At 64.3% G+C, this 21,602-nt stretch carries 20 protein-coding genes; 4 read left to right on the top strand and 16 right to left on the bottom strand.

All coding sequences use genetic code 11. The annotated features are described in order from the left end of the window. The first annotated feature begins 4 nt into the window (after positions 1-4). Positions 5-961 (top strand): methionyl-tRNA formyltransferase, encoded by a 957-nt coding sequence (gene fmt / locus GTP41_RS21165; RefSeq protein WP_161027571.1) that lies wholly within the window; start codon positions 5-7, stop codon positions 959-961. After that, complete coding sequence (locus tag GTP41_RS21160) at positions 962-1,858, top strand: LysR family transcriptional regulator (protein ID WP_161027570.1); 897 nt, start codon at positions 962-964, stop codon at positions 1,856-1,858. Here GTP41_RS21160 and GTP41_RS21155 read toward each other — a convergent pair. Beyond that, positions 1,840-2,241: a tautomerase family protein gene (locus tag GTP41_RS21155; RefSeq protein WP_161027569.1), complete on the bottom strand. Its 402-nt coding sequence runs from the start codon at positions 2,239-2,241 to the stop codon at positions 1,840-1,842. The genes GTP41_RS21160 and GTP41_RS21155 overlap by 19 nt on opposite strands. 263 nt (positions 2,242-2,504) lie before the next feature. Here GTP41_RS21155 and metH point away from each other — a divergent pair, with 263 nt between their 5' ends. After that, positions 2,505-6,272 carry a methionine synthase gene (metH, locus tag GTP41_RS21150; RefSeq protein WP_161027568.1) on the top strand — a complete coding sequence of 1,256 codons (3,768 nt, stop codon included), beginning with the start codon at positions 2,505-2,507 and terminating at the stop codon, positions 6,270-6,272. Positions 6,273-6,326: 54 nt separating this feature from the next. Here the strand turns inward: metH and GTP41_RS21145 are convergent, their stop codons facing one another. From GTP41_RS21145 to rsmB, 15 genes are all read right to left on the bottom strand, one after another. Then, positions 6,327-7,610 carry an ABC transporter permease gene (locus GTP41_RS21145; RefSeq protein ID WP_161027567.1) on the bottom strand — a complete coding sequence of 428 codons (1,284 nt, stop codon included), beginning with the start codon at positions 7,608-7,610 and terminating at the stop codon, positions 6,327-6,329. A gap of 9 nt (positions 7,611-7,619) precedes the next feature. Then, complete coding sequence (locus GTP41_RS21140) at positions 7,620-8,555, bottom strand: ABC transporter ATP-binding protein (RefSeq protein WP_371867378.1); 936 nt, start codon at positions 8,553-8,555, stop codon at positions 7,620-7,622. 61 nt (positions 8,556-8,616) lie between these two features. After that, the gene (locus GTP41_RS21135) at positions 8,617-9,900 is read right to left on the bottom strand and encodes an EAL and HDOD domain-containing protein (RefSeq protein ID WP_161027566.1); all 1,284 of its coding nucleotides are present in this window, start codon (positions 9,898-9,900) and stop codon (positions 8,617-8,619) included. Between the two features lie 55 nt (positions 9,901-9,955). Further along, a complete protein-coding gene (locus GTP41_RS21130; protein ID WP_161027565.1) occupies positions 9,956-10,741 on the bottom strand; it encodes a class II glutamine amidotransferase in 786 nt (261 codons plus the stop codon). Between the two features lie 12 nt (positions 10,742-10,753). After that, positions 10,754-11,116 (bottom strand): hypothetical protein, encoded by a 363-nt coding sequence (locus GTP41_RS21125; protein WP_202419826.1) that lies wholly within the window; start codon positions 11,114-11,116, stop codon positions 10,754-10,756. Positions 11,117-11,121: 5 nt separating this feature from the next. Beyond that, positions 11,122-11,271, bottom strand: a complete 150-nt coding sequence (locus GTP41_RS21120; RefSeq protein WP_161027563.1) for a hypothetical protein — start codon at positions 11,269-11,271, stop codon at positions 11,122-11,124. Continuing rightward, on the bottom strand, positions 11,264-11,653 hold the full coding sequence (locus GTP41_RS21115) for a VOC family protein (RefSeq protein WP_161027562.1): 390 nt from the start codon (positions 11,651-11,653) through the stop codon (positions 11,264-11,266). The genes GTP41_RS21120 and GTP41_RS21115 overlap by 8 nt, the downstream gene beginning before the upstream one ends. After that, positions 11,653-12,039 carry a nuclear transport factor 2 family protein gene (locus tag GTP41_RS21110; protein ID WP_161027561.1) on the bottom strand — a complete coding sequence of 129 codons (387 nt, stop codon included), beginning with the start codon at positions 12,037-12,039 and terminating at the stop codon, positions 11,653-11,655. The genes GTP41_RS21115 and GTP41_RS21110 overlap by 1 nt, the downstream gene beginning before the upstream one ends. Further along, on the bottom strand, positions 12,036-12,746 hold the full coding sequence (locus tag GTP41_RS21105; protein ID WP_161027560.1) for a hypothetical protein: 711 nt from the start codon (positions 12,744-12,746) through the stop codon (positions 12,036-12,038). Before GTP41_RS21105 ends, GTP41_RS21110 begins: the two co-directional genes overlap by 4 nt. Positions 12,747-12,856: 110 nt before the next feature. Further along, complete coding sequence (locus GTP41_RS21100) at positions 12,857-13,114, bottom strand: BTH_I0359 family protein (protein ID WP_161027559.1); 258 nt, start codon at positions 13,112-13,114, stop codon at positions 12,857-12,859. A 75-nt stretch (positions 13,115-13,189) separates the two neighbouring features. Beyond that, positions 13,190-13,318, bottom strand: coding sequence for a hypothetical protein (locus tag GTP41_RS27845; protein ID WP_308700870.1), 129 nt, complete (start codon positions 13,316-13,318; stop codon positions 13,190-13,192). Positions 13,319-13,554: 236 nt separating this feature from the next. Further along, entirely contained in the window at positions 13,555-14,271 is a 717-nt protein-coding gene (locus GTP41_RS21090) for a response regulator (protein ID WP_161027557.1), read from the bottom strand. A 100-nt stretch (positions 14,272-14,371) separates the two neighbouring features. Continuing rightward, complete coding sequence (locus tag GTP41_RS21085) at positions 14,372-16,657, bottom strand: sensor histidine kinase (RefSeq protein ID WP_161027556.1); 2,286 nt, start codon at positions 16,655-16,657, stop codon at positions 14,372-14,374. Further along, positions 16,658-17,173, bottom strand: coding sequence for a DUF4390 domain-containing protein (locus GTP41_RS21080; RefSeq protein ID WP_229502989.1), 516 nt, complete (start codon positions 17,171-17,173; stop codon positions 16,658-16,660). Positions 17,174-17,255: 82 nt separating this feature from the next. Next, a complete protein-coding gene (gene rsmB / locus GTP41_RS21075) occupies positions 17,256-18,605 on the bottom strand; it encodes a 16S rRNA (cytosine(967)-C(5))-methyltransferase RsmB (RefSeq protein WP_161027580.1) in 1,350 nt (449 codons plus the stop codon). Between the two features lie 1,280 nt (positions 18,606-19,885). Between rsmB and argS the strand changes: the two genes are divergently transcribed. Continuing rightward, entirely contained in the window at positions 19,886-21,595 is a 1,710-nt protein-coding gene (gene argS, locus GTP41_RS21070; RefSeq protein ID WP_161027554.1) for an arginine--tRNA ligase, read from the top strand. Positions 21,596-21,602: the final 7 nt, after the last annotated feature.

Raw genomic sequence — 21,602 nt, 5'->3', positions numbered from 1 at the left:
AAGCATGAAAGTAATCTTCGCGGGCACGCCGGAATTTGCCGCCGTCGCCCTCCAGGCCCTGCATGAAGCAGGTTTCGAGATTCCCCTGGTGCTGACCCAGCCCGACCGCCCGGCCGGCCGCGGCATGCAGCTGCAGCCGTCGGCGGTCAAGCAGTACGCCGTCCAGCACGGCATTGAAGTGCTGCAGCCCTTGTCGCTGCGCATGGACGCCAAAGACCCGCAGCGCGCGGCGCAAGCGCAAGCCGCCCACGAGCGCCTGCTGGCCACCGATTACGACGTGATGGTGGTGGCCGCCTACGGCCTGATCCTGCCGCGCTCCACGCTCGACATCAAGCCCTGCCTGAACATCCACGGCTCCTTGCTGCCGCGCTGGCGCGGCGCGGCCCCGATCCACCGCGCGATCGAGGCGGGCGACGCCGAAACCGGCGTCACCATCATGCAAATGGAAGAAGGCCTGGACACCGGCCCGATGCTGCTGATCGAACGCACCCCGATCACGCCGCAGGACACCACCGCCAGCCTGCACGACAAGCTGGCCGCCATGGGCGCCCAGATGATGGTCAAGGTGCTGCGCAAGATGGAGCAAGGCGTGCTGGAAGCGGTGCCGCAGCCCGAGCAGGGCGTCACCTACGCCAACAAGATCCTGAAAGAAGAAGCCGCGCTGGACTTCACCCAGAGCGCGCGCGAGATCAGCCGCAAGATCCGCGCCTTCAACCCCTTCCCCGGCGCGCATGGCGATGTCGGCGGCACGGTGGTCAAGCTGTGGGGCGCGGAAGTGCTGGAGGAGAGCAGCCGCGCCGCGCCGGGCGAGGTGATTGCCGCCGACGCCCAGCACGGCATCATTGTCGCCTGCGGCGAAGGCGCCCTGCGCCTGACGCAGCTGCAAAAACCAGGCGGCAAACGCCTGCCCGCCGCCGAATTCATCAAAGGCTTCCCGCTCGACGGGCAGCGCTTCCAGTAAATGGACCAACTCGCGGCGCTGCGCGCGCTCCGCCGCGTGGTCGAACTGGGCAGCTTCACCGCTGCCGCCGACGCCCTCGGCATCTCCCACACCATCGTTTCACGCCAGGTGCGCCAGCTCGAAGAGCACCTTGGCGTCCAGCTCCTGAACCGCACCACGCGTCGCTTGGCGTTGACCGACGCCGGCCGCGACTACTACGAAGCCGCGCGCCAGGTGCTCGACACGCTGGACGACGCCGACCGCAATATCGGCCGCCACCAGGCCGAACCCACCGGCACCCTGCGCATCAACGCCCCCATGGCCTTCGGCACCATCGAAGTGGCGCAATGGCTGCCCGGTTTCATGGCCCGCTACCCCGGCCTGCAGGTGGACCTGGTGTGCAACGACCGCATGGTGGACCTGATCGAAGACGGCTTCGACGTCGCCCTGCGCCTGGCGCGCGAGCTGCCCGATTCCACCCTGGTGGCACGGCGCCTGGCCAGCAGCAAGGTGGTGCTGGCCGCCAGCCCGGAATACCTGCGCCGGCACGACGCCCCCGCCACCCCATCCGACCTGGTGCAGCACAACTGCCTGGTCTACACCGCCGCCGCCCGTCCCAACGAATGGACCCTGGCCGGCCCCGATGGCGCCGAGCAGACGGTGACCGTGCGCGGCACCCTGCAAGCCAACACCAATATCGCCCTGCGCGCCGCCGCGCTGGCCGGCGTCGGCATCGCCAACGCCGCCGCCTTCATCCTGCGCGAAGAGCTGGCGCGCGGCAGCCTGGTGCCGGTCCTGCCCGGCTACAGCCCCAAACCGCGCGTGCTGTACGCCCTCTACCCGCAGAACCGCCATTTGTCGCCCAAGGTGCGCGCCTTTGTCGACTACGCCGCCAGCGTTTACATCAACATCTTCTGAACCGCGCGGAACTGCTGCGTCAGCCCGCCCCAGCCCCAGGCCGCCGGACGCGCGTCGTCGATGTGGATATAGCTCACCTCATGCAGCTCGCCCAGAAGCTGCTGCAAGTCCTGATAGACCGCCGCGATATAAGCCGCCTTCTCGTTGGCCGTATTGGTTTCATCCGTGATCTTGATGTCGAAGAAGAAGCTCGCCTTACCCAGCGCCACCAGCGACTCCCCGCCCACGAACCACTGCTCGCGCGGGGTGTAATGCACCGCGATGGCGGTCAGCGCCGGCGCCTTATGCAGGATCGCGCCCGTGTGCTTCATCAGGATGTCGCTGACCTGCTTGGCGGGCACTTTATCGGGGGTAGCGCTGACGGTGATGTTCAGGATGGGCATTTTGGATCTCCTTCAAGTGGTTGGTTGATGGAGCCATCTTAGGCAGCCCGCCGCCCTTTTGGTAGCCGCCTGGCAACACATGATTTGTGCAAAATCCGCACAAATGTCCCCTTTTCGTCCTGCCGGCCGCCGCACCGCCCCAAGGTGGACATTTCGCATAAGCAAATGCCGAATTTGTATCGGCGGGTGGGGGGGCTTGGCGGGGGAAAATGCTGCTTTGCCGTATAATTTCAGGTCCACGTTGCCAAACCCTTGATTTCAAAATGACTATCCAGACCCGTCCAACTTCCAAGACCGAAGCCCAGCTGCGTGACATGCTCAAGCAGCGCATCATGTTCCTGGATGGGGCGATGGGTACCATCATCCAGCAGTACAAACTGGATGAGCAGGCGTATCGGGGCGAGCGCTTCAAGGATTTCGCGGCGCCGGCCGGTAGCGGCCATCGCGAGCTCTTCGTCAAGGGTAATAATGAGCTGCTGACCCTGACCCAGCCCCACGTGATCCAGGAAATCCACGAGCGCTACCTGGCCGCTGGCGCGGACATGATCGAGACCAATACTTTTGGCGCCACCTCGATCGCGCAGGACGATTACTTCATGGGCCACCTGGCGTATGAAATGAACGTGGAGGCGGCCAAGCTGGCGAAGGCGGCCACCGCCAAATATTCGACCGCGGACAAGCCGCGCTTCGTCTGCGGCGCCCTGGGCCCGACCCCAAAGACCGCTTCCATTTCGCCGGATGTGAACGATCCGGCCGCGCGCAACGTGACCTTCGACCAGCTGGTGGCGGCCTACTATGAGCAGGTGCGCGGCCTGGTCGACGGCGGCTCCGACGTGCTGCTGGTGGAAACCATCTTCGATACCCTGAACTGCAAGGCGGCGCTGTTCGCCATCGACCAGTATTTCGACGAGCGTCCGGACATCGAGCGCCTGCCGCTGATGATCTCGGGCACCGTGACCGACGCTTCCGGCCGCATCCTGTCCGGCCAGACCGTGCCGGCGTTCTGGAATTCGGTGCGCCACGCCAAGCCGATCACCATTGGCCTGAACTGCGCGCTGGGCGCGACCCTGATGCGCCCCTACGCCGAGGAGCTGTCGCAGATCGCCGATACCTTCGTCTGCATCTACCCGAACGCCGGCCTGCCCAACCCGATGAGCGACACCGGCTTCGACGAGCTGCCGGAAGATACGTCGCGCCTGCTGCGCGAGTTCGCCGATGCGGGCTTCATCAACGTGGCCGGCGGCTGTTGCGGCACCACGCCCGACCACATCGCGGCGGTCGCCAAGCTGCTCTCCAGCGCCAAGCCGCGCGCCGTGCCGCACGTGCCGGTGGCGCAGCGCCTGTCCGGCCTGGAGCCGTTCACCATCGACGACGATTCGCTCTTCGTCAACGTGGGCGAGCGCACCAACGTGACCGGCTCCAAGGCCTTCGCGCGCATGATCCTGAACGAGCAGTACGACGAGGCGCTGTCCGTGGCGCGCCAGCAGGTGGAAAACGGCGCCCAGGTGATCGACATCAATATGGACGAGGCGATGCTGGATTCCCAGGCCGCCATGACCCGCTTCCTGAACCTGATCGCGTCCGAACCGGATATCTCGCGCGTGCCGATCATGATCGACTCCTCCAAGTGGTCGGTGATCGAGGCGGGCCTGAAGTGCGTGCAGGGCAAGGCGGTGGTAAACTCGATCTCGATGAAGGAAGGCGAGGAGGAATTCATCCGCCAGGCGAAGCTCTGCCGCCGCTACGGCGCCGCCGTGATCGTGATGGCCTTTGACGAAACCGGCCAGGCCGACACCTTCGCGCGCAAGATCGAAATCTGCGAACGCGCCTACAAGGTGCTGACCGAGAAAGTCGGCTTCCCGCCGGAAGACATCATCTTCGACCCGAACATCTTCGCCATTGCGACCGGCATCGAAGAGCACAACAATTACGCGGTGGACTTTATCAACGCCACGCGCTGGATCAAGGACAACCTGCCGCACGCGAAGATTTCGGGCGGCGTATCGAACGTGTCGTTCTCCTTCCGTGGCAACGACCCGGCGCGCGAGGCGATCCATACCGTGTTCCTGTACCACGCCATCAAGGCCGGCATGACCATGGGTATCGTCAATGCGGGCATGGTGGGCGTCTATGACGACCTGCCGGCCGAATTGCGCGAGCGCGTGGAGGACGTGGTGCTGAACCGCCGCGAGGACGCCACCGAGCGCATGATCGAATTCGCGGCGACGCTGAAGGGCGGCGCCAAGCAGGAGGCGGCCAACCTGGAATGGCGCAACGCGCCCGTGGAGAAGCGCCTGGCGCATGCGCTGGTGCACGGCATCACCCAGTTCATCACCGACGACACGGAAGAAATGCGCCAGCAGGTATTCGCTTCCGGCGGCCGTCCGATCAATGTGATCGAAGGCCCGCTGATGGACGGCATGAATATCGTGGGCGACCTGTTCGGCCAGGGCAAGATGTTCCTGCCGCAGGTGGTGAAGTCGGCGCGCGTGATGAAGCAGGCCGTGGCCCACCTGATCCCGTACATCGAGGAAGAGAAAAAGGCGGAAGAAGCGCGCACCGGTATCGTCGCCAAGCCCAAGGGCAAGATCGTGATCGCGACCGTGAAGGGCGACGTGCACGATATCGGCAAGAACATCGTCTCCGTGGTCCTGCAGTGCAATAACTTTGAAGTGGTCAATATGGGCGTGATGGTGCCGGCATCCGAAATCCTGGCCAAGGCCAAGTCGGAGAACGCGGACATCATCGGCCTGTCCGGCCTGATTACGCCGTCGCTGGAAGAAATGGCGCACGTGGCGAAAGAGATGCAGCGCGATGAGCATTTCCGCATGCTGAAAATCCCGCTGCTGATCGGCGGCGCCACCACCAGCCGCGCCCACACGGCGGTGAAGATCGCGCATAACTACGATGGTCCGGTGGTGTACGTGCCGGACGCATCGCGTTCGGTCTCGGTGGCACAGTCGCTGCTGACCGAGGAGCAGCGCAACAAATTTGTGGAGGAACTGGACCACGACTACGCGCGCATCCGCGAGCAGCACGCCAATAAGAAGGCGCTGCCGACCGTGTCGCTGGAAGCGGCACGCGCCAACAAGATGAAGCTGGAGTTCGCGCCGGTGCGTCCGAAGTTCGTGGGCCGCCGCATGTTCAAGAATGTGGACCTGGCAACCATCGCCGAGTACATCGACTGGGGCCCGTTCTTCCAGACCTGGGACCTGGCCGGCCCCTTCCCTGCCATCCTGACCGACGAGGTGGTGGGCGAAGCGGCGTCCAAGGTGTTCGAGGAAGGCAAGGCGCTGCTGAAGAAGATCATCGATGGCCGCTGGCTGACCGCCAATGGCGTGATCGCGCTGCTGCCGGCGAATACTGTCAACGACGACGATATCGAGATTTACACCGACGAGACGCGCAGCGAAGTCGCCTTCACTTACTACGGCCTGCGCCAGCAGGGACTGAAGCCGGTGATCGATGGCGTGCAGCGCCCGAACCAGTGCCTGGCGGATTTCATTGCGCCTAAATCATCGGGCAAGACGGATTACATCGGCATGTTCGCGGTGACTGCGGGCCTGGGCATCGAGAAGTATGAGAAGCGCTTTGAGGATGCGCATGACGATTATTCGTCGATCATGCTGAAGTCGCTGGCGGATCGCCTGGCGGAGGCCTTTGCGGAGTATATGCACGAGCGTGTGCGTAAGGATCTGTGGGGCTATGCGGCCGACGAGGCGCTGTCGAATGAGGCGCTGATCAAGGAGGAGTACCGCGGTATTCGTCCGGCACCGGGCTATCCGGCTTGCCCTGAGCATACGGTGAAGAAGGATGTGTTCCGCGTGCTGGCTGCGGAGGAAATCGGGATGGAGCTGACGGAGTCGTTTGCGATGTTCCCGGGGGCGGCGGTTTCCGGGTTCTATTTCGCGCATCCGGAGGCGAAGTACTTTGTTGTGGGTAAGGTGAATGAGGACCAGGTGCTGGATATGGCTGCTCGTCGCGGCGAGTCGAAGGAGCAGCTGGAGCGGTGGCTGGCGCCGAATCTCTAAACCCGGTAAACCTGGGTCAGACCCGAGGGTCTGACCCTTGGGTCTGACCCTGCCTTACCGGGTTTGGGCGCGGAAGCGCCAGATCGCCAACGCCCCAAACACCACCGCAAACGCCAGCTGCACTCCGGCCGTCTGCAGCGCTACATCCATCCCCAAGCCGCGCCAGGTCATGGCATCCAGCCCGTCGACTGCCCAGCGCGTCGGCACCACGAGCGTCAATTGCTGCATCCACCCCGGGAACACGAACGTCGGCACCCATGCCCCGCCCAGCATCACCAGGATCAGCGTCGCAAACGTCGCCAACCCACGCGCCGCCTCCGGCGTTTTACCAAAGGCAGCAATCAGCAGCCCGAACGACGCCGTCATCAGCGCAAACGCCACCACCACCAGCGCAAAGCCGGCGACATTGGTGATCTCCACCTTAAAGATCAGCATCGCGCACGCGAAAATCGCCACCATCAGCGCAGCAGCAATCAACGCCCCCGACAAAGCGCGCGACAGCAGCACCTGCGTCATCGTAATCGGCGCCGCCAGCAGGCGGTTCCAGATCCCCATGCGGCGCGCCAGCAGGATGCTGATGCCCACATCAATCCCCATGAACAGGATGAATTGCACCCCCATGCCGGCAAACGCATGCGCATAAGCGTTGTACTTCGGCCCCGAACTGAGCGCCTCTTCCCTGGTGGTGAAAGGCACGGTCAAGCCGCCGCCGGAAGCCACGGTGCGCTGGCTCTCCACCTTGGACGCCTCATGCTCCTGGTACTTCTTCAAACCGCCCAAGAGGCCTAGCAGCGCCTCCTTATCATCGCTGGCGGGCACCTCCTCCAGCTGCTTCAGGCTCGCGTCGGTGAACTTGCTGCCGGACGCGCCGCCCATCACCTCGCCCGTCACGCCCTGCATCACATGCTGCGTCAGCAAGCCCTTCACCATCGCCAGTACCGTCGTCTGCGAAGGATCGTAATACAGCGGCAGTTGTGGCTTGCTGCCCGGCTGGAACAGCGATTGGCCTGCCGCGTCGCCAAAGCCGGCCGGAATCACCACCGCCACCATCAATTTACCCGCGCGCACCTTGTCCTGCGCCTCCTGCTGGCTCAACTCCGTAACCTGCAGCGTCGAATCAGCCTTCAGCGCATCGCCGATCTTGCGGCCGATGACGCTGCTGTCCTGCTGCACCAGACCGATCTCCAGCTTGCTGTTATTGCCGCCGCCGGCGCCGCCGAACAGGGAGCCGAAGAAGGCCGCCAGCACGATCGGCATCAGCAGGTTAAGCATCAGGGCGCGCTTATCGTTCAGGTACAGGATCAGGTCCTTGCGGACCATAGCGAAAATTGCTGTCATCGGAATTCCTTAATCGCGCAGGGTGCGGCCGGTCAGGGTGAGGAAGATGTCTTCCAGCTTGGTGCGGGCGGTGGAGAAATGGGCCAACGTGTGGCCCTGCTCGTCCAGCCAGCGCAGCACGCGCGCGGCGTGCGCGGCGTCGTGCAGGCTGATGTCGAACAGCACACCGCTATGGCGCACGCCCGCCACACCAGGCTGCGCGGCCAGCTGCGCCACCAGCGCTTCAACCGCCGCGCTGGATGCCGCCAGCTCCACCTGCAGCGCCGCTTGCGCCGGCAAGCGGCGCTGCAGCTCCGCCGGCGCCGCGTCGGCCAGCACCTTGCCGTGGTCGATGATGACGATATGATCGGCCAGGCGCTCCACTTCCTCCATGTAATGGCTGGTGTAGATCAGCGAGCGGCCCTGCGCCTTCAGCGCCTCCAGCGTATCGAAGATGGCGTTGCGGCTTTGCGGGTCCACGCCCACGGTCGGCTCGTCCAGGATCAGGAGCTGCGGGTCGTGCAGCAGCGCCGCGCCGATATTCAGGCGGCGCTTCATGCCGCCGGAGAAGGTGGACGGTTTGTCTTTCGCCCGGTCCGACAATCCGACCAGCGCCAGCACCTCCTCCGCGCGGCGCGCCAGCGCCGCCCCTTTCAGGCCATACAGCGCGCCGAACAGCTTGAGGTTCTCGATGGCCGGCAAATCTTCGTACAGCGCCAGGTCCTGCGGCACCAGGCCCAGTTTCGCCTTGGCCGCGCTGGCGCCCTGCCCGACCGCCTCGCCATCAAGGGTGACGCTGCCGCTATCGGCCTTGATTAGGCCGCAGATCATGCTGACCGTGGTCGACTTGCCGGCGCCGTTCGGTCCCAGCAAACCCACCGTCTGTCCGCGCCGCACCTGGAACGACACGCCATCCACCGCGCGCCGCTCCCCGAATGACTTGACCAGCCCACTCACACTTAACACAATCGGCCTCCCCAAAAAAAACGGCGCCGCGAATGCGGCGCCGCTGTCGGTGCCTACGCCGTCACAGGGCGTATCGCACTACGTTGTCGCTCCATTCGAATGCCGACATCTCCAGCTCCACCAGCTCCTCGGTGGAGATGGCCAGTTCGGCCAGCGCCGGCAGGATGCGGGTATCCATATCCTCCAGCCGTTCGATGCATTCGGCCAGCTTGAGCAAGTCGCCGAAGAAGCCGCCACGGAACAGCAGCGCTTCGCCGACTTCGTCGCCCATCGGGATCTGCGCCAGGATCTCCTTCATCGGAATGCCGAACAGCGTATCCATCAGCGACATGATGCCGACCGTGAACGCGATATCGGCCACGTGGCGGTGCGCCGGGCGCAGCTTGGTCGCCAGCAGTTCCAGCAGGCGGCCGCGCGTGGTGGCCAGCATCAGCAAAGGCGTCATCGAGTGGCCGCGCTTGCCCGGCTCCGCGTACAGTATGATCTGCAGCCAGCGCTGCAACTGGCGGCGGCCCAGGATATGCACGGCCTGGCTCAGCGAATCGATGCGCTGGCGCGCGCCGACGGCGGGCGTGTTCACCAGGCGCAGCAGGTTCAGCGCCAGCGACACATCCTTCTTGATGGCGCGCTCGATTTCGGCGTTGTCCGCTTCCGAGGTGACCAGCGTCATCAGCTCCATTACCGCCATTTGCGACGGCGACAGCTTTTTGCCGCTCATGATGACCGGCTTGGCGAAGTAATAGCCCTGGAAGTAGTCGCAGCCCAGGTCCAGGCAGGTCTTGAATTCGTCGCGGTTCTCGACCTTGCAGGCCACCAGCTTCTTGCCGTCCTGCTTGAGGCGCGGCGCCAGCCTGACCAGCGCATCCAGCGGCATATCGCGCATGGACAGCTTGATGTACTCCACCATCGGCAGCAGGGTTGGCAGTTGGGCCGATTCGGCATTGATCTCGTCCAGCGAGAAACGGAATCCGTGGCTCACCAGTTCCGACATGCGCGCCATGACCGCCGGCGCCAGGTCGGCCGCGCCGCTCACTTCCAGCACCAGTTTTTCACGCGGCAGGAAGCCGAAGATATCGCTCAGGATGGCGTCGGCATCGACGTTGACAAAGCCGATCGCGTCGCCAATGGTGCGCTCCATGCCCAGTTGGGCGGCGTGCGCGACCACAGCGGCGGTGGCGGAAAGCTGGGAGGTATCGATGTTGGCAGGCCCGACCGGGGCGTTGCGAAAAAGCAACTCGTAGCCGAACAAGGCCTGGTTCCGGTCCAGGATGGGCTGCCGGCCCAGATAGAATTCGCGAACTTTCAGGCTCTGGGAGGCCGCATTGTTGCTGGAAAGGTCGATCATAGGGAAATTCCTGACGTGTCCTATCATTTTGGCATCAAATCTGCCCCCTGTCTGTCTAAATCTGCTCGAAGTCCCTTTTCTGCGGCAGGCCGTCCACAAAGCATTTTATCTCGCCTGGCGCGAAGGCAGTCCATTGCTCATTAGTAGTCAGTGGCTGGGTCACGATCACGGCCACCCGGTCGTTGGGCGTGGTCACTTGGGAAAAGTCGACGCTGACATCCTCATCCGATAGATTCGCCTTATCGAAAGGATGCTGGCGCACAATGTAATGCAAATGGGTCGAGCAATGCGCGAACATGGCACGGCCGTCGGACAGCATCATGTTGAAGGTGCCATGGGCGGCGATATTGCGTACCGTTTTCTCGACTTGGGCGCGCAGCATCGGCAGCGGCGGGCAGGTGTCGCCAAAGCGTTCGCTCAATTCCTGCAGGATCAGGCAGAAGGCCTGCTCGCTGTCGGTGGTGCCGACCGGGCGGAACGGCCCGTGCAGCACCGGCGCGAATTCCTTCAGGTCGCCGTTGTGGGCGAATACCCAGTAGCGGCCCCACAGCTCGCGCACGAAGGGGTGGCAGTTCTCCAGCATGACCTCGCCCTGCGTGGCCTTGCGGATGTGGGCGATCACGTTCTTCGACTTGATCGGATAGTTCTTGATCAGCTCCGCGATGGGCGAATGGATCGCCGCCTGGTGATCGACGAAATGACGCACGCCGGCGCCTTCGAAAAAGGCGATGCCCCAGCCGTCATGGTGGGTATCGGTCTGACCGCCGCGCAGGGCAAAACCGGTGAAGCTGAACACAATGTCAGTCGGGACATTGCAGTTCATTGCGAGTAATTGGCACATCCCGCAACTTTATCAGGTTGCGGCCAACCAAAGAAGCGCGGCGACCGCGAAAAACACCACCCACGACAAATGCCGCCCGCGCGTGAAGTACAGCGGAAACAAGCCAGAGACCAGCGCCACGGCGCTGAATACCTGCAGCACCACGCGCGTCTGCAGCGGCTCGTCCATCGCGAGCAGGATGAGGATCGCAATCCCCCACCAGACAACCGTGAGAAGGTGCCAGACGAAACGCAAGGTGCCGGTGGTGAAGTCGGTACTGCCGAACATCTTCGGCAAGTTCTCGCGCCGGAAAAGGCGCATGAGAATATAGCGCTCACCCAGGTAGGAGTGGGCGAGGCCGGTAAGGAACAACAGTATGACGGCGACGGTCAGCACCGGCGTTAGCGCCCAATGCGGCTGAACCACATGCCCAGCACCGGCTTGCGGCCCACGCCCCGGATCGCCGGAGCGCCGGCAACCGTCAACAGCGCGTTCAAGCAGGCCGCCAGGGCACCATGCGCGGCCATGGGAGAGATAAGCGATTCAGTCATCCTGTTCCTCGAAATTCAGTTCAACGCCATTCCCAGCCGGGTCTTTAAAAAACACTTGCAGCACCTGCGTTTCCGGCACCAGGGCTGTGCGGTACGGGATGCCGCGCTGCGCCAGTTCGCGTTCATAGGCCGCGCGCCCGGTGCAGCGGAAGGCGGCGTGGTCGAAGGTGCCGCTGGCGCGCGCTTCGCGCTCCTCGCCGGGCCGCGCTTCGGACAGGTGCAGCACGGCGTGCGCTCCCGCGTAGAGCCAGTAGCCGAAGCTGTTGAACGGCGGCCGGGGGCCGGGCGCCAAGCCGACTACGTCGCAGTAAAAATCGCGCAATTCATCCAGCAGCGCGCGCGGCGCACGCAGGTTGTAGTGGCTGAATCCGAGGGCTGGCATCAGGCGCCCACCCAGTCCATCGCTTCCTGCTCGTCTTCGATGATGCGCATCTCGACGGCCTTGCCGTTGCGGAAGGTGTAGGCGGCGGCGTGCCGGCCTTGGCGCCACTCGGTCTCGCCCTGCAGGCGCACATGGATTTGCAGGAAGGCGACGATCTTGTCGCCGGCAACGACGAAGCGCTCCGGCTCGCAACTGCCCTCCGCCCATTTGCTGCGCGCTTGCGTAAAGTGGGCGCGCACAACATCGCGGCCGCGATAGGTGCCGCCGCCTGGCGCATCGGGGAACTCGATCCAGACAATCGCCGGGTCGAAGTCCTTCACCACCGTATCGATATCGCCGCGGTTCAGCGCAGCGTACAGCTCGCGCAAGGCGTCTGTGGTGCTCATTGCAATCCCCCCTTCCTGCGCGCCTGGACGGAACGCGCCAGGTCCATACGGTCGATATCGTCGGTTGACATGATGGGCGCGTACATGACGTCGTGCGGTTCGCCGGTGCGCTTCCAGCCCAACCGCATTTCGCCGACAGTCCGCACCAGCATCTTTCCGATCCGCATGCCCGCCACCTCCGGCGTGGCCGCCGTGCCATTCCGGTTATGCAGCAGGCGCGCAATCGATAGTACCGAAGTATTTGCCGCCGGGTTGTGGTGCGCGATCGCGTAGCGGAAGGTGCGGTCGGAGGAATTGATGTCGCGGTTGGTCAGCACGATGTAATAGGTGCTCGGCGAGGCATCGTGCAGCGTGCGTGCGATCGGCGCGCTAAGGGCGATGAGGTCTTCCGCCGCGTACTGGTCGGTACCGGCGAATGGTTCCAGCTTGCCGGACGGTGCCCACAGGGTGGACCTGACCGTCAAGCCGGTCTCCGCGCTCACTCCGCGCGCCATACGGCCTGCGCCCTGCTCCGCGATACCGTCGGTGGGGATGATGTACACGTGCACCTTGTCCGCCAACTTGGCGACCGGCAAATCCTGGTTTTGCGCGCTTGCGCCCAGGCAAACAGCGAGCAACAGCAGGGGCCAGTATCGCCGGCGATAGTTTGGCTGGCCGGCCAGGGACACCACTGGGGCGGTTCGCGCCGTGTCTTCGTTCAGATCCAAACGATGCTCCCGCAAAAGTGCCGCCAACTGACCTATTCAGTTAGCATTTTGCAAATATTAGCATCAGTTGGAAAATCGGGGCAAGCGTCTGCCCCGGCGCTGGGCGGGGATTAATGCAGGAGGACGGGTTGGCTCATGAGAGCCTCGTAATTGCCCAGGAATTCATCGATCTCCTCGATGGTGGGTTCACTGGCAATCAATTCGTTAACGTCGCGGCGGAAGCTCTGTGCCAGGACACCGGCAATGAAGATTTCACGTTTGCCGCCTTTGTCGACGATCTCATAACCGCCGAAGCGCAGGGCTTCCAGGCTACGGTCCGCGCCAAATTCGACAACACTGTATTGCTCGCTGTTGTAAATGAGATTCATATGGCTTCCTTCACAGTTCCGTTACCAGTTACCAAACCGAGATGGGGCTGTGGTCGCCAAATTCAAGCGGCCAGGTTACGCGGTTAGTACCGGCTCCAGGCGCAGCAGGGCGTCGTATGGAGCCTCGGCCAGCATGGCGCGCAGGCGGTCGACGTGGGTGGCGTCCGCCAGGCTGATAAAGAGCTGCGCCGGGGGACGGCGCAAGAGACGATTCAATGTAACACGCAACACCAGATTACCGGCGCAGCATAGGCAGCCGGGGGCAATACGGTGCACCTGCGGCTGCCATGCCGCCGGGTCACTTTCATCATATACCAATGGGGAATTTCCGTCGGCCAAACCTTCCAGAATGATGGCGGTGGGCCGTCCAGGCGACAAAACGGCCGCAATCGCGTGCTCACGCGCTGCGGCCGTCGGGCCGATGACCAGGGTGGTGGCGGTCAAGCCTGGTTTTTCTTGGACAGCTTGCCAGGCTCCACACCCAGCTGCTTGAGCTTGCGGTACAAGTGGGTGCGTTCCAGCCCGGTCTTCTCGGCCACGCGGGTCATGCTGCCGCCTTCGCGGCCCAGGTGGTGTTCGAAGTACATGCGCTCGAACGCGTCGCGTGCTTCGCGCAGCGGCAGGTCGAACGACAGGTTGAAGATCGGATTGTCGCCGTTGAGCGCGCGCGCCATGCCCAGGTTATGGGTGACCGGCTGCTGCGCCACCTGCACCTGGCCGAAGGCGCTGCTTTCCTCGACCGGCGCCGGCATCACCGGACGGGACGCCAGCACCGGCGCCCGCACCGCTTCCTGGGCGCGGCTCAGGCCCGCCTGCACCGCTTTCAGCAGCTTTTGCATGGCGATCGGCTTTTCCAGGAAATTCATTGCGCCGATGCGCGTCGCTTCCACTGCGGTATCAATGGTCGCGTGACCGGACATCATAATCACCGGCATGGTCAGCAGGCCGTCGCGCTGCCATTCCTTCAGCAGCGTCACGCCGTCCGTATCCGGCATCCAGATATCCAGCAGGACCAGATCGGGCGCCCCGGCGGCACGCGCCAGGCGTGCCTGCTGGGCGTTTTCAGCCAGCGTCACCGCGTGGCCTTCGTCGCCCAGGATTTCCGAGAGCAACTCCCGAATGCCCATTTCATCATCAACTACGAGAATGTTTGCCATGTATCCCTTGCCCCTTCCCTCTTATTTGTCGCTTTCTACGCAGGCATTCTATACCTGTCGGCGCGACAATGATTTTATGAGTCCAACAATATTATGCCAACTACACCGGCGCCAACTTTAACAGCAAAATCAGCACCGACGCACCACTTCTATCGTCACGGTTCTGGATATCGATCCGGCCCCCGTGTTCCTCGATAATCTTTTTCACCATCGCCAGGCCCAAACCGGTGCCCTTGGCCTTCGACGTCACGTACGGTTCGAAGGCGTTGGCCAGGATTTTCGGCGCGAATCCGGGGCCATTGTCCGAGATTGAGAGGCGCACTGCAATACGCGTGCCGCCGTCCGCACTCTGGTAAATGATGCCCTCCGTGACCACGTCGATGCGCGGCTCGGCGTCTTCAGGAGGGTGCTCCTGCAGCGCGTCCTGCGCATTTTGCAGCAGGTTGTGGATTACCTGGCGCAATTGTGTCTCGTCGCCCATGACCATGGGCAGGGCTGGCGCCAGGTTGGCGTGGATGGTGTCGCTGCCCTCCCCGGCGATGTACAGGTGCAGGATCTCCTCGACCAGCGAGTTCAGGTCCAGCGGCTGCAGCACGGCAGGCGGGGTGCGGGCGTAATCGCGGAAGTCGTCGACCATGCGTTTCATGGCGGCGACCTGGTTGACGATGGTGGTGGAGGCTTTGTTGAGCAATTCCACATCGGGGCCGGCAAGCTTGGATTCAAGCTTCATTTGCAGGCGTTCGGCCGACAGCTGGATAGGCGTCAGCGGGTTCTTGATTTCGTGCGCCAGGCGGCGCGCCACCTCGCCCCAGGCGATCGAGCGCTGGGCCGAGATCACGTCGGTGATATCGTCGAACACGACGATATAGCCGGCACCAGTCTCCAGCGGCAGGCGCGAGCCGCGCGTCAGCAGGATCAGTTCATGGTCCTCGGCGCTGCCGGGCGGGCGCGGAATCTCGATCTGGCGCTGCCAGTGCAGGCGCGCCACGTTGCGGCCGGCGGCGGTCTGCGCGCTCTGCGCCGAGAAGGCGTTGATGATGGCGGTGGCGAATTCCTGCATGCCCTCCACCTGCGCCAGCGGCTGCCCGATCAGGGTCACGCCGGCGTGCTGCAGGATGCGCTCGACCGAGTCGTTGCAGGTGACCAGGCGGAATTCGGAATCGAGCACCATCACCCCCGCCGACATATTCGCCAGCACCGACTCCAGGTGGGCCTTGGCGTTCTGCAGCGCGATCCGGTTGCGTTCGACCGCGCTGCGCGCTTCCGACAGCTGGCGCGTCATGGTGTTGAAGGACTGGGTCAAGGTGCCCAGTTCGTCCGAGCTGGCCACGATCGGGCGCGGCGACAGGTCGCCCTCGGCCACCGCGCGCGTGCCTTCGGCCAGCAGCAGCAGGGGCTGGGCCAGGTCGTTCGCGATCAGGAAGGCGGCGGCAATGGCGCCGAACACCGCCAGCAGCAGGGTCAGGGTCAGCGTCTCGGTGTACATCTTGCGCAGGCCGTCGCGCGCCACGTAGCGCTCCTTGTACTCGGAGAAGGCGGTGCGCAGCATTTCACCGTTGCTGGCCAGGCGCTGCGGCACGGCCTGGATGATCTGCAGGTAACGCGGCGCCAGGTGGGCGCCGGACGGCTGCACGCCGTCGGGAATGGCCATCAGCACGCGCAGGCGCAGCACGCTGTTGGCGTCCAGCGGCGCCGGCTGCGGCGCGCCGACACGGTCGTCGCGCAGCTCGCCGCCGCCCTCGTAGGCGGCGTAAGACGGTTCGTCCTTGGCCTTGTTCAGCATGGCAGCGCTGGGCAGGTCGGCCGACAGGTTGACGCGCCGCTCGCCCATGGCCGACACGATCAGGCCGCCGTCCGCGTCGACGATGATGGCGCTCTGGGTGCCGGGATGGCGGCGCACGAAGCGCGCCAGGGTGGCCGGGGCGGCGTAGAAGGGGTCCTCAGCCAGCTGGCGCACGGTGCCGCGCGCCTGGGCTTCCAGTTCGGCCAGCGAATCGTCCAGCGCCGAGCGGCCCAGGTCCAGGCCGGCGTCCAGCGCCTCCTCCACCCGCACGTTGAACCAGGAATCGATCGAGTGCGAGACGAACTGCACCGACACCAGGAAGATCACCAGCCCGGGCAGGACGCCGATGGCGGCGAACAGCACCACCAGCCGCGTCATCAGCTTGGAGCCGAACTTGCCGCTCTTGTAGCGCGAATAGAGGCGGAACAGCGACACGCCGACCAGCAGCACCAGCGCCACCGCGACGGATGCGTTCAGGCCGAGCAGCCAGCCGTAATAGCGGTCGAAAAAGCCGGAATTGTCGGAAGCGGAAGCCAACAGGAACAGCAATATGCTGCAGATCGCGCCGGCGACGACAAACAAATACCTGAGGGCAGACTTCACTTACTCAGCCCTGTACTGGAAGGTTTTTTTGCTGGACGACAGGCGCCACTCGCTGTTGTTGAAGGCGTTCACCTGAATCGGCTTGGGCAGGTAGTCCTTGTCCATGCCCATGCGCAGGGTAACGTTATACGTTTCGCCCACTTTCAGGGCGCCGCGCGGCGCCACCACCCAGCGGGTCGGGCGGCGGATGAAAAACAGGGCTTCGTCCAGGGTGGCGAAAGGCTGCGCCACGGAGCCGATGATCTTGACATGGTACTGGCGCGTCAGCACGTCATACCACAGCTTGTGGGTGCGTTTGGCGGTGACGGCTTTTTCGTCGAACCAGTACCAGCGCGGGCGGGTGAAGCTGATTTCGGTGGTGAAGTGCAGCGAAACGCCGGCTTGCACGGCGTCTTCCAGCCCGTGGCTCAGGTCGAACGCGTAGGCGGCGGACAGGCGATAGCCCTCTTCCGCCGCTTCGATATAAGCGCGCGTGATCTCCACCGTTTCATCGGCGGCGCGGGCGGCGTGCGGCAACGCACACGCAAGCGTTAACAGCAACTGCCAGCAAAGGAGTCGAAAAAATCTTTGGATCACTTGCCTGGTGCTCGTCAAAGGGTTACGCATCTTTCCGGAACAATGCGTAGAACAATCCATCGTGATCCTGCTCGGAGCTGCCCAATGGCAGCAATTGGCCGGGCGCATCGAGGCGGGTGGCGCGGTTGCGCACCGCGAAAGCGGCCGCCTGCGCCTCGGACTCCTGCGGCCACAACGAACATGTCACGAACAGCAATTTACCATTGGGGGCGAGCATTTTCCAAAGGTTGTCGAGAATTTCCGCCGAAAGTGTTGCAAGTTGACGGGTGTCGCTCTTGCGGCGCAGCCAGCGGATATCCGGGTGGCGGCGCACGATGCCGGAGGCGGTGCAGGGCACGTCGGCCAGGATGCGGTCGAACTGCTGGCCATCCCACCAGGCGTCGCTCTGGGCTTCGGCCGGTTGCAGGGTGGCTTGCAGCTGCAGGCGGTCCAGGTTCTCCTGCACCCGCTGCAGGCGTTTTGGATCGGCGTCCAGGGCGGTCAGGCTGACGTCGGCCAGCTCCAGGATGTGGCAGGTCTTGCCGCCGGGGGCGGCGCAGGCGTCCAGTACGCGCATGCCCGGCTGCACATCCAGCAGCGGGGCCGCCAGTTGGGCGCCCGCGTCCTGCACCGAGACGTCGCCTTCGGCGAAGCCGGGGATCTGCAGCACCGGCACCGGCTTGGCCAGGCGGATGGCGGATGGGCCGATTTGCTGCGCTTCCATGCCTTCTTCCGCCAGGCGCGCCAGGTAGTCCTGCACGCTGGTGCGGCGCGCGTTCACGCGCAGGGTCAGCGGCGGGGCCTTGTTGCCGGCTTCCAGCACTTGCTGCCATTGTTTCGGGTAGGCGGTGATGACGGCGTCGATCCACCATTGCGGGTAGTTGTATTTGGCTTCCGGATTTTCCAGCGCCTCCTCCATCAGCACGTCTTTCTCGCGCAGGAAGCGGCGCAGCAGGGCGTTCACCATGTTTTTCGCGCGCGCGATATCCGGGTGGGAGCCAGCGGCTGTTACGGCCTGGTCGACCACGGTGAAGGCTTCATACGGCGCCGGGCTGCCATCGACCGGGACGATCAGCGGCAGCGCGACGGATAGCAGCGCGGCGACCATCGGGTCCGGGGCTTTCTCGGCCATGTAGCTGATCAGCAGTTCGCTCAAGGCCAGCTGGCGCATGGCGCGGTAGGCGATGTCCTGGATCGCGCCACGCGCTTGCGGGGTGGCATTGCTGTTGGCAAAAATGCCAGCCAGGGCTTGCGGCAGGGCCATGCCTTGCTGGACTTGCACGGTGGCGCTGGCGGCGCCCAGCATGGCGAATGCCAGGGATTCCTGTTTCAGTTCGGATTTGAAGTCGGTCTGGACGCGGGGTTTCAGGTCGCGGTGGTGGCTTTCGCGCATGGCGGGCTTGCTTGGGGCGCGCGGTGCTTGCTGCGCGCCTGCCCCGCCGGCCGCCGGCTTGCGTGCGCCCCATGGCGAGCCAGAACCCGCACCTTCGCCACGGCCGAAGCCGCGTTGCCCGCTGTCAGAGCGCGAATCGTTGCGGAAATCGCCGCCGTCACGGCCAAAGCGACGCTGTGCGCCTTCGCCACGGCCTTCCTCACGCGGCCCACGGCTTTCGCCGCCGCTGCGTGGGGCGAAGTCGCGCTGGCCACCTTCGCCGCGACCTTCGTCACGTGGACCACGAACTTCGCCGCTGCCGCCGCGTGGACCGAAGCCGCGTGGACCGCCTTCGCCGCGACCTTCGTCACGTGGACCACGACCTTCGCCGCCGCCGCGTGGGCCGAAACCGCGCTGGCCGCCTTCGCCGCGACCTTCCTCACGTGGACCACGACCTTCGCCACCGCCGCGTGGGCCGAAGCCGCGTTGGCCGCCTTCGCCGCGACCTTCCTCACGTGGGCCACGGCTTTCGCCACTGCCGCGTGGGCCGAAGCCACGCTGGCCGCCTTCGCCGCGACCTTCGTCGCGTGGACCACGACCTTCGCCGCCGCCGCGTGGGCCGAAACCGCGCTGGCCGTCGCCACTTGGGCGCGGGCCACCGGTGCGTGGCGCGGAGTCGCTGCGCGACTGGCCAGCTGGACGCGGACCGGCGGCGCGTGGGCCGCCGGTACCTGGTCCGGCGCCGCGTTTAGCGCCCTCCCCCTGCGCGCGAGGTCCCTTGGCCGCCGGCGCAGCCGGTTTAGCCTGAGGCTTGAGGGATAAAGTTGGGCGCTCTTTCTTAGTCATTGCAATCCTGTCATCGCGCCCGCCAGCCGGCGGGGCAGCCGGGGAGGCCACCTAATCGCGGTAAATCTGTGAAAACCTCGATTGTAACCCGGGACAGGGCCTACCTAAGCTGGAAAAACCAGCACAGGCGCCTGCCGGATAGAAGGAAAAGCATCACGCTCGGCCTGCATACGGTCAATCGCACGCAATGTATGCGGCGTGAATAGGCTTTCATTTCATGCAAGGGAGGGGCTGGAAGATGACGGATTTAGTCAGGAAGACTTCGGCCCAGTTCGGGCGAGGTCACGCTCCTGCCGCACATCCTGCGCTACATCAACCGACCATGGAAATCATACGCTTTTCACATTATGAAGGGCGGGACGGAGGCAGATTTACCCGTTCTTGCAAACAAGTATAATGTCCCTCTTTCAGACACGTTTATATAGAGGCAGGCCAAGCGCCGCCCAGTCAATCACATGCTCGCCCAACAAAAGCAAGAGATCATTTCCCTGTTCCAGGCCGCCCTGAACCCGATCCTGGAAGGTTCCGACGTTAAAGCCAACGTGGTGCTGGAGCGTCCGCGCGATGCCTCCCACGGCGACGTCGCCTGCAATATCGCCATGCAGCTGGCCAAGCAGCTGAAGATGAACCCGCGCGAACTGGCGCAGAAAATCGTCGCCGCCCTGCTGGAAAACCCGGCCGGCAAACAGCTGGTGGCTGGCGCCGAAATCGCCGGCCCGGGTTTCATCAACCTGCGCGTGACCGACGCTGCCAAGCAGTCCGTGGTCAAGTCCGTGCTGCAGCAAGGCGCCGCCTTCGGCCAGAGCGACGCACTGGCCGGCAAGAACGTCATCATCGAATTCGTCTCCGCCAACCCGACCGGCCCGCTGCACGTGGGCCACGGCCGCCAGGCAGCCCTGGGCGACGCCCTGTCGTCCCTGTTCGAAGCGCAAGGCGCCAAAGTCACCCGCGAGTTCTATTACAACGACGCCGGCGTGCAGATCCAGACCCTGGCCAACTCGGTGCAGTGCCGCGCCAAAGGCTTCAAGCCGGGCGACGCGGAATGGCCTGAATCGGCCTACAACGGCGACTACATTGCCGACATCGCCGCCGACTTCCTGGCCAGGAAAACCGTGTCCGCCTCCGACGGCCAGCCGGTCACCGGCTCCGGCGACGTGGAAGACATCGACAACATCCGCGCCTTCGCAGTGACCTACCTGCGCAATGAACAGGACATCGACCTGCAAGCGTTCGGCGTGAAGTTCGACAACTACTACCTGGAGTCCTCGCTGTACTCCGACGGCAAGGTGGAAAAAGCCGTGGAGGCGCTGGTCGCCAACGGCCACACCTACGAAGAAGGCGGCGCCCTGTGGCTGCGCACCACCGACTACGGCGACGACAAAGACCGCGTCATGCGCAAGACCGACGGCGGCTACACCTACTTCGTGCCGGACGTGGCCTACCACATCGTCAAGTTCCAGCGCGGCTTCACCCAGGCGATTAACATCCAGGGCTCCGACCACCACGGCACCATCGCCCGCGTGCGCGCCGGCCTGCAAGCTGTCGGCCTGGGCATCCCGCAAGGCTTCCCGGACTACGTGCTGCATAAAATGGTCACCGTGATGAAGGACGGCGCCGAGGTGAAGATCTCCAAGCGTGCCGGCTCCTACGTCACCGTGCGAGACCTGATCGAATGGTCGGGCGGCGGCGACATCACCAAGGGCCGCGACGCCGTGCGCTTCTTCCTGATCTCGCGTAAAGCCGACACCGAGTTCGTGTTCGACGTCGACGTGGCGCTCAAGACCTCCGACGAGAATCCGGTCTACTACGTGCAATACGCCCACGCGCGTATTTGCCGCATGCTGGCCAACTGGGGCGGCGACGAAGCCTCCGTCGCCAATGTCGACCTGTCGCCGCTGACCGCGCCGACCGAAGCGACCCTGCTGGCCGCCCTGGCCCAGTACCCGGAAGTGCTGGCGCGCGCCCAGGCCGAACTCGGCCCGCACCAGGTAGCCTTCTACCTGCGCGACCTGGCAGCCGCCCTGCACTCCTTCTACTTCGCCGAAAAAGTGCTGGTGGAAGACGAGGCCACCAAGCTGGCCCGCGTGGCGCTGATGGTCGCCACCCGCCAGGTGCTGCGCAACGGCCTGGCGCTGATCGGCGTATCCGCTCCTAACCAAATGTAAGGACCAC

This window comes from Pseudoduganella guangdongensis (assembly GCF_009857475.1).
In the GTDB taxonomy this organism is placed as follows: Bacteria; Pseudomonadota; Gammaproteobacteria; order Burkholderiales; family Burkholderiaceae_D; genus Rugamonas; species Rugamonas guangdongensis.
Note: the sequence above shows the minus strand (reverse complement) of the source record. Positions and strands in the feature narration are given on the sequence as shown.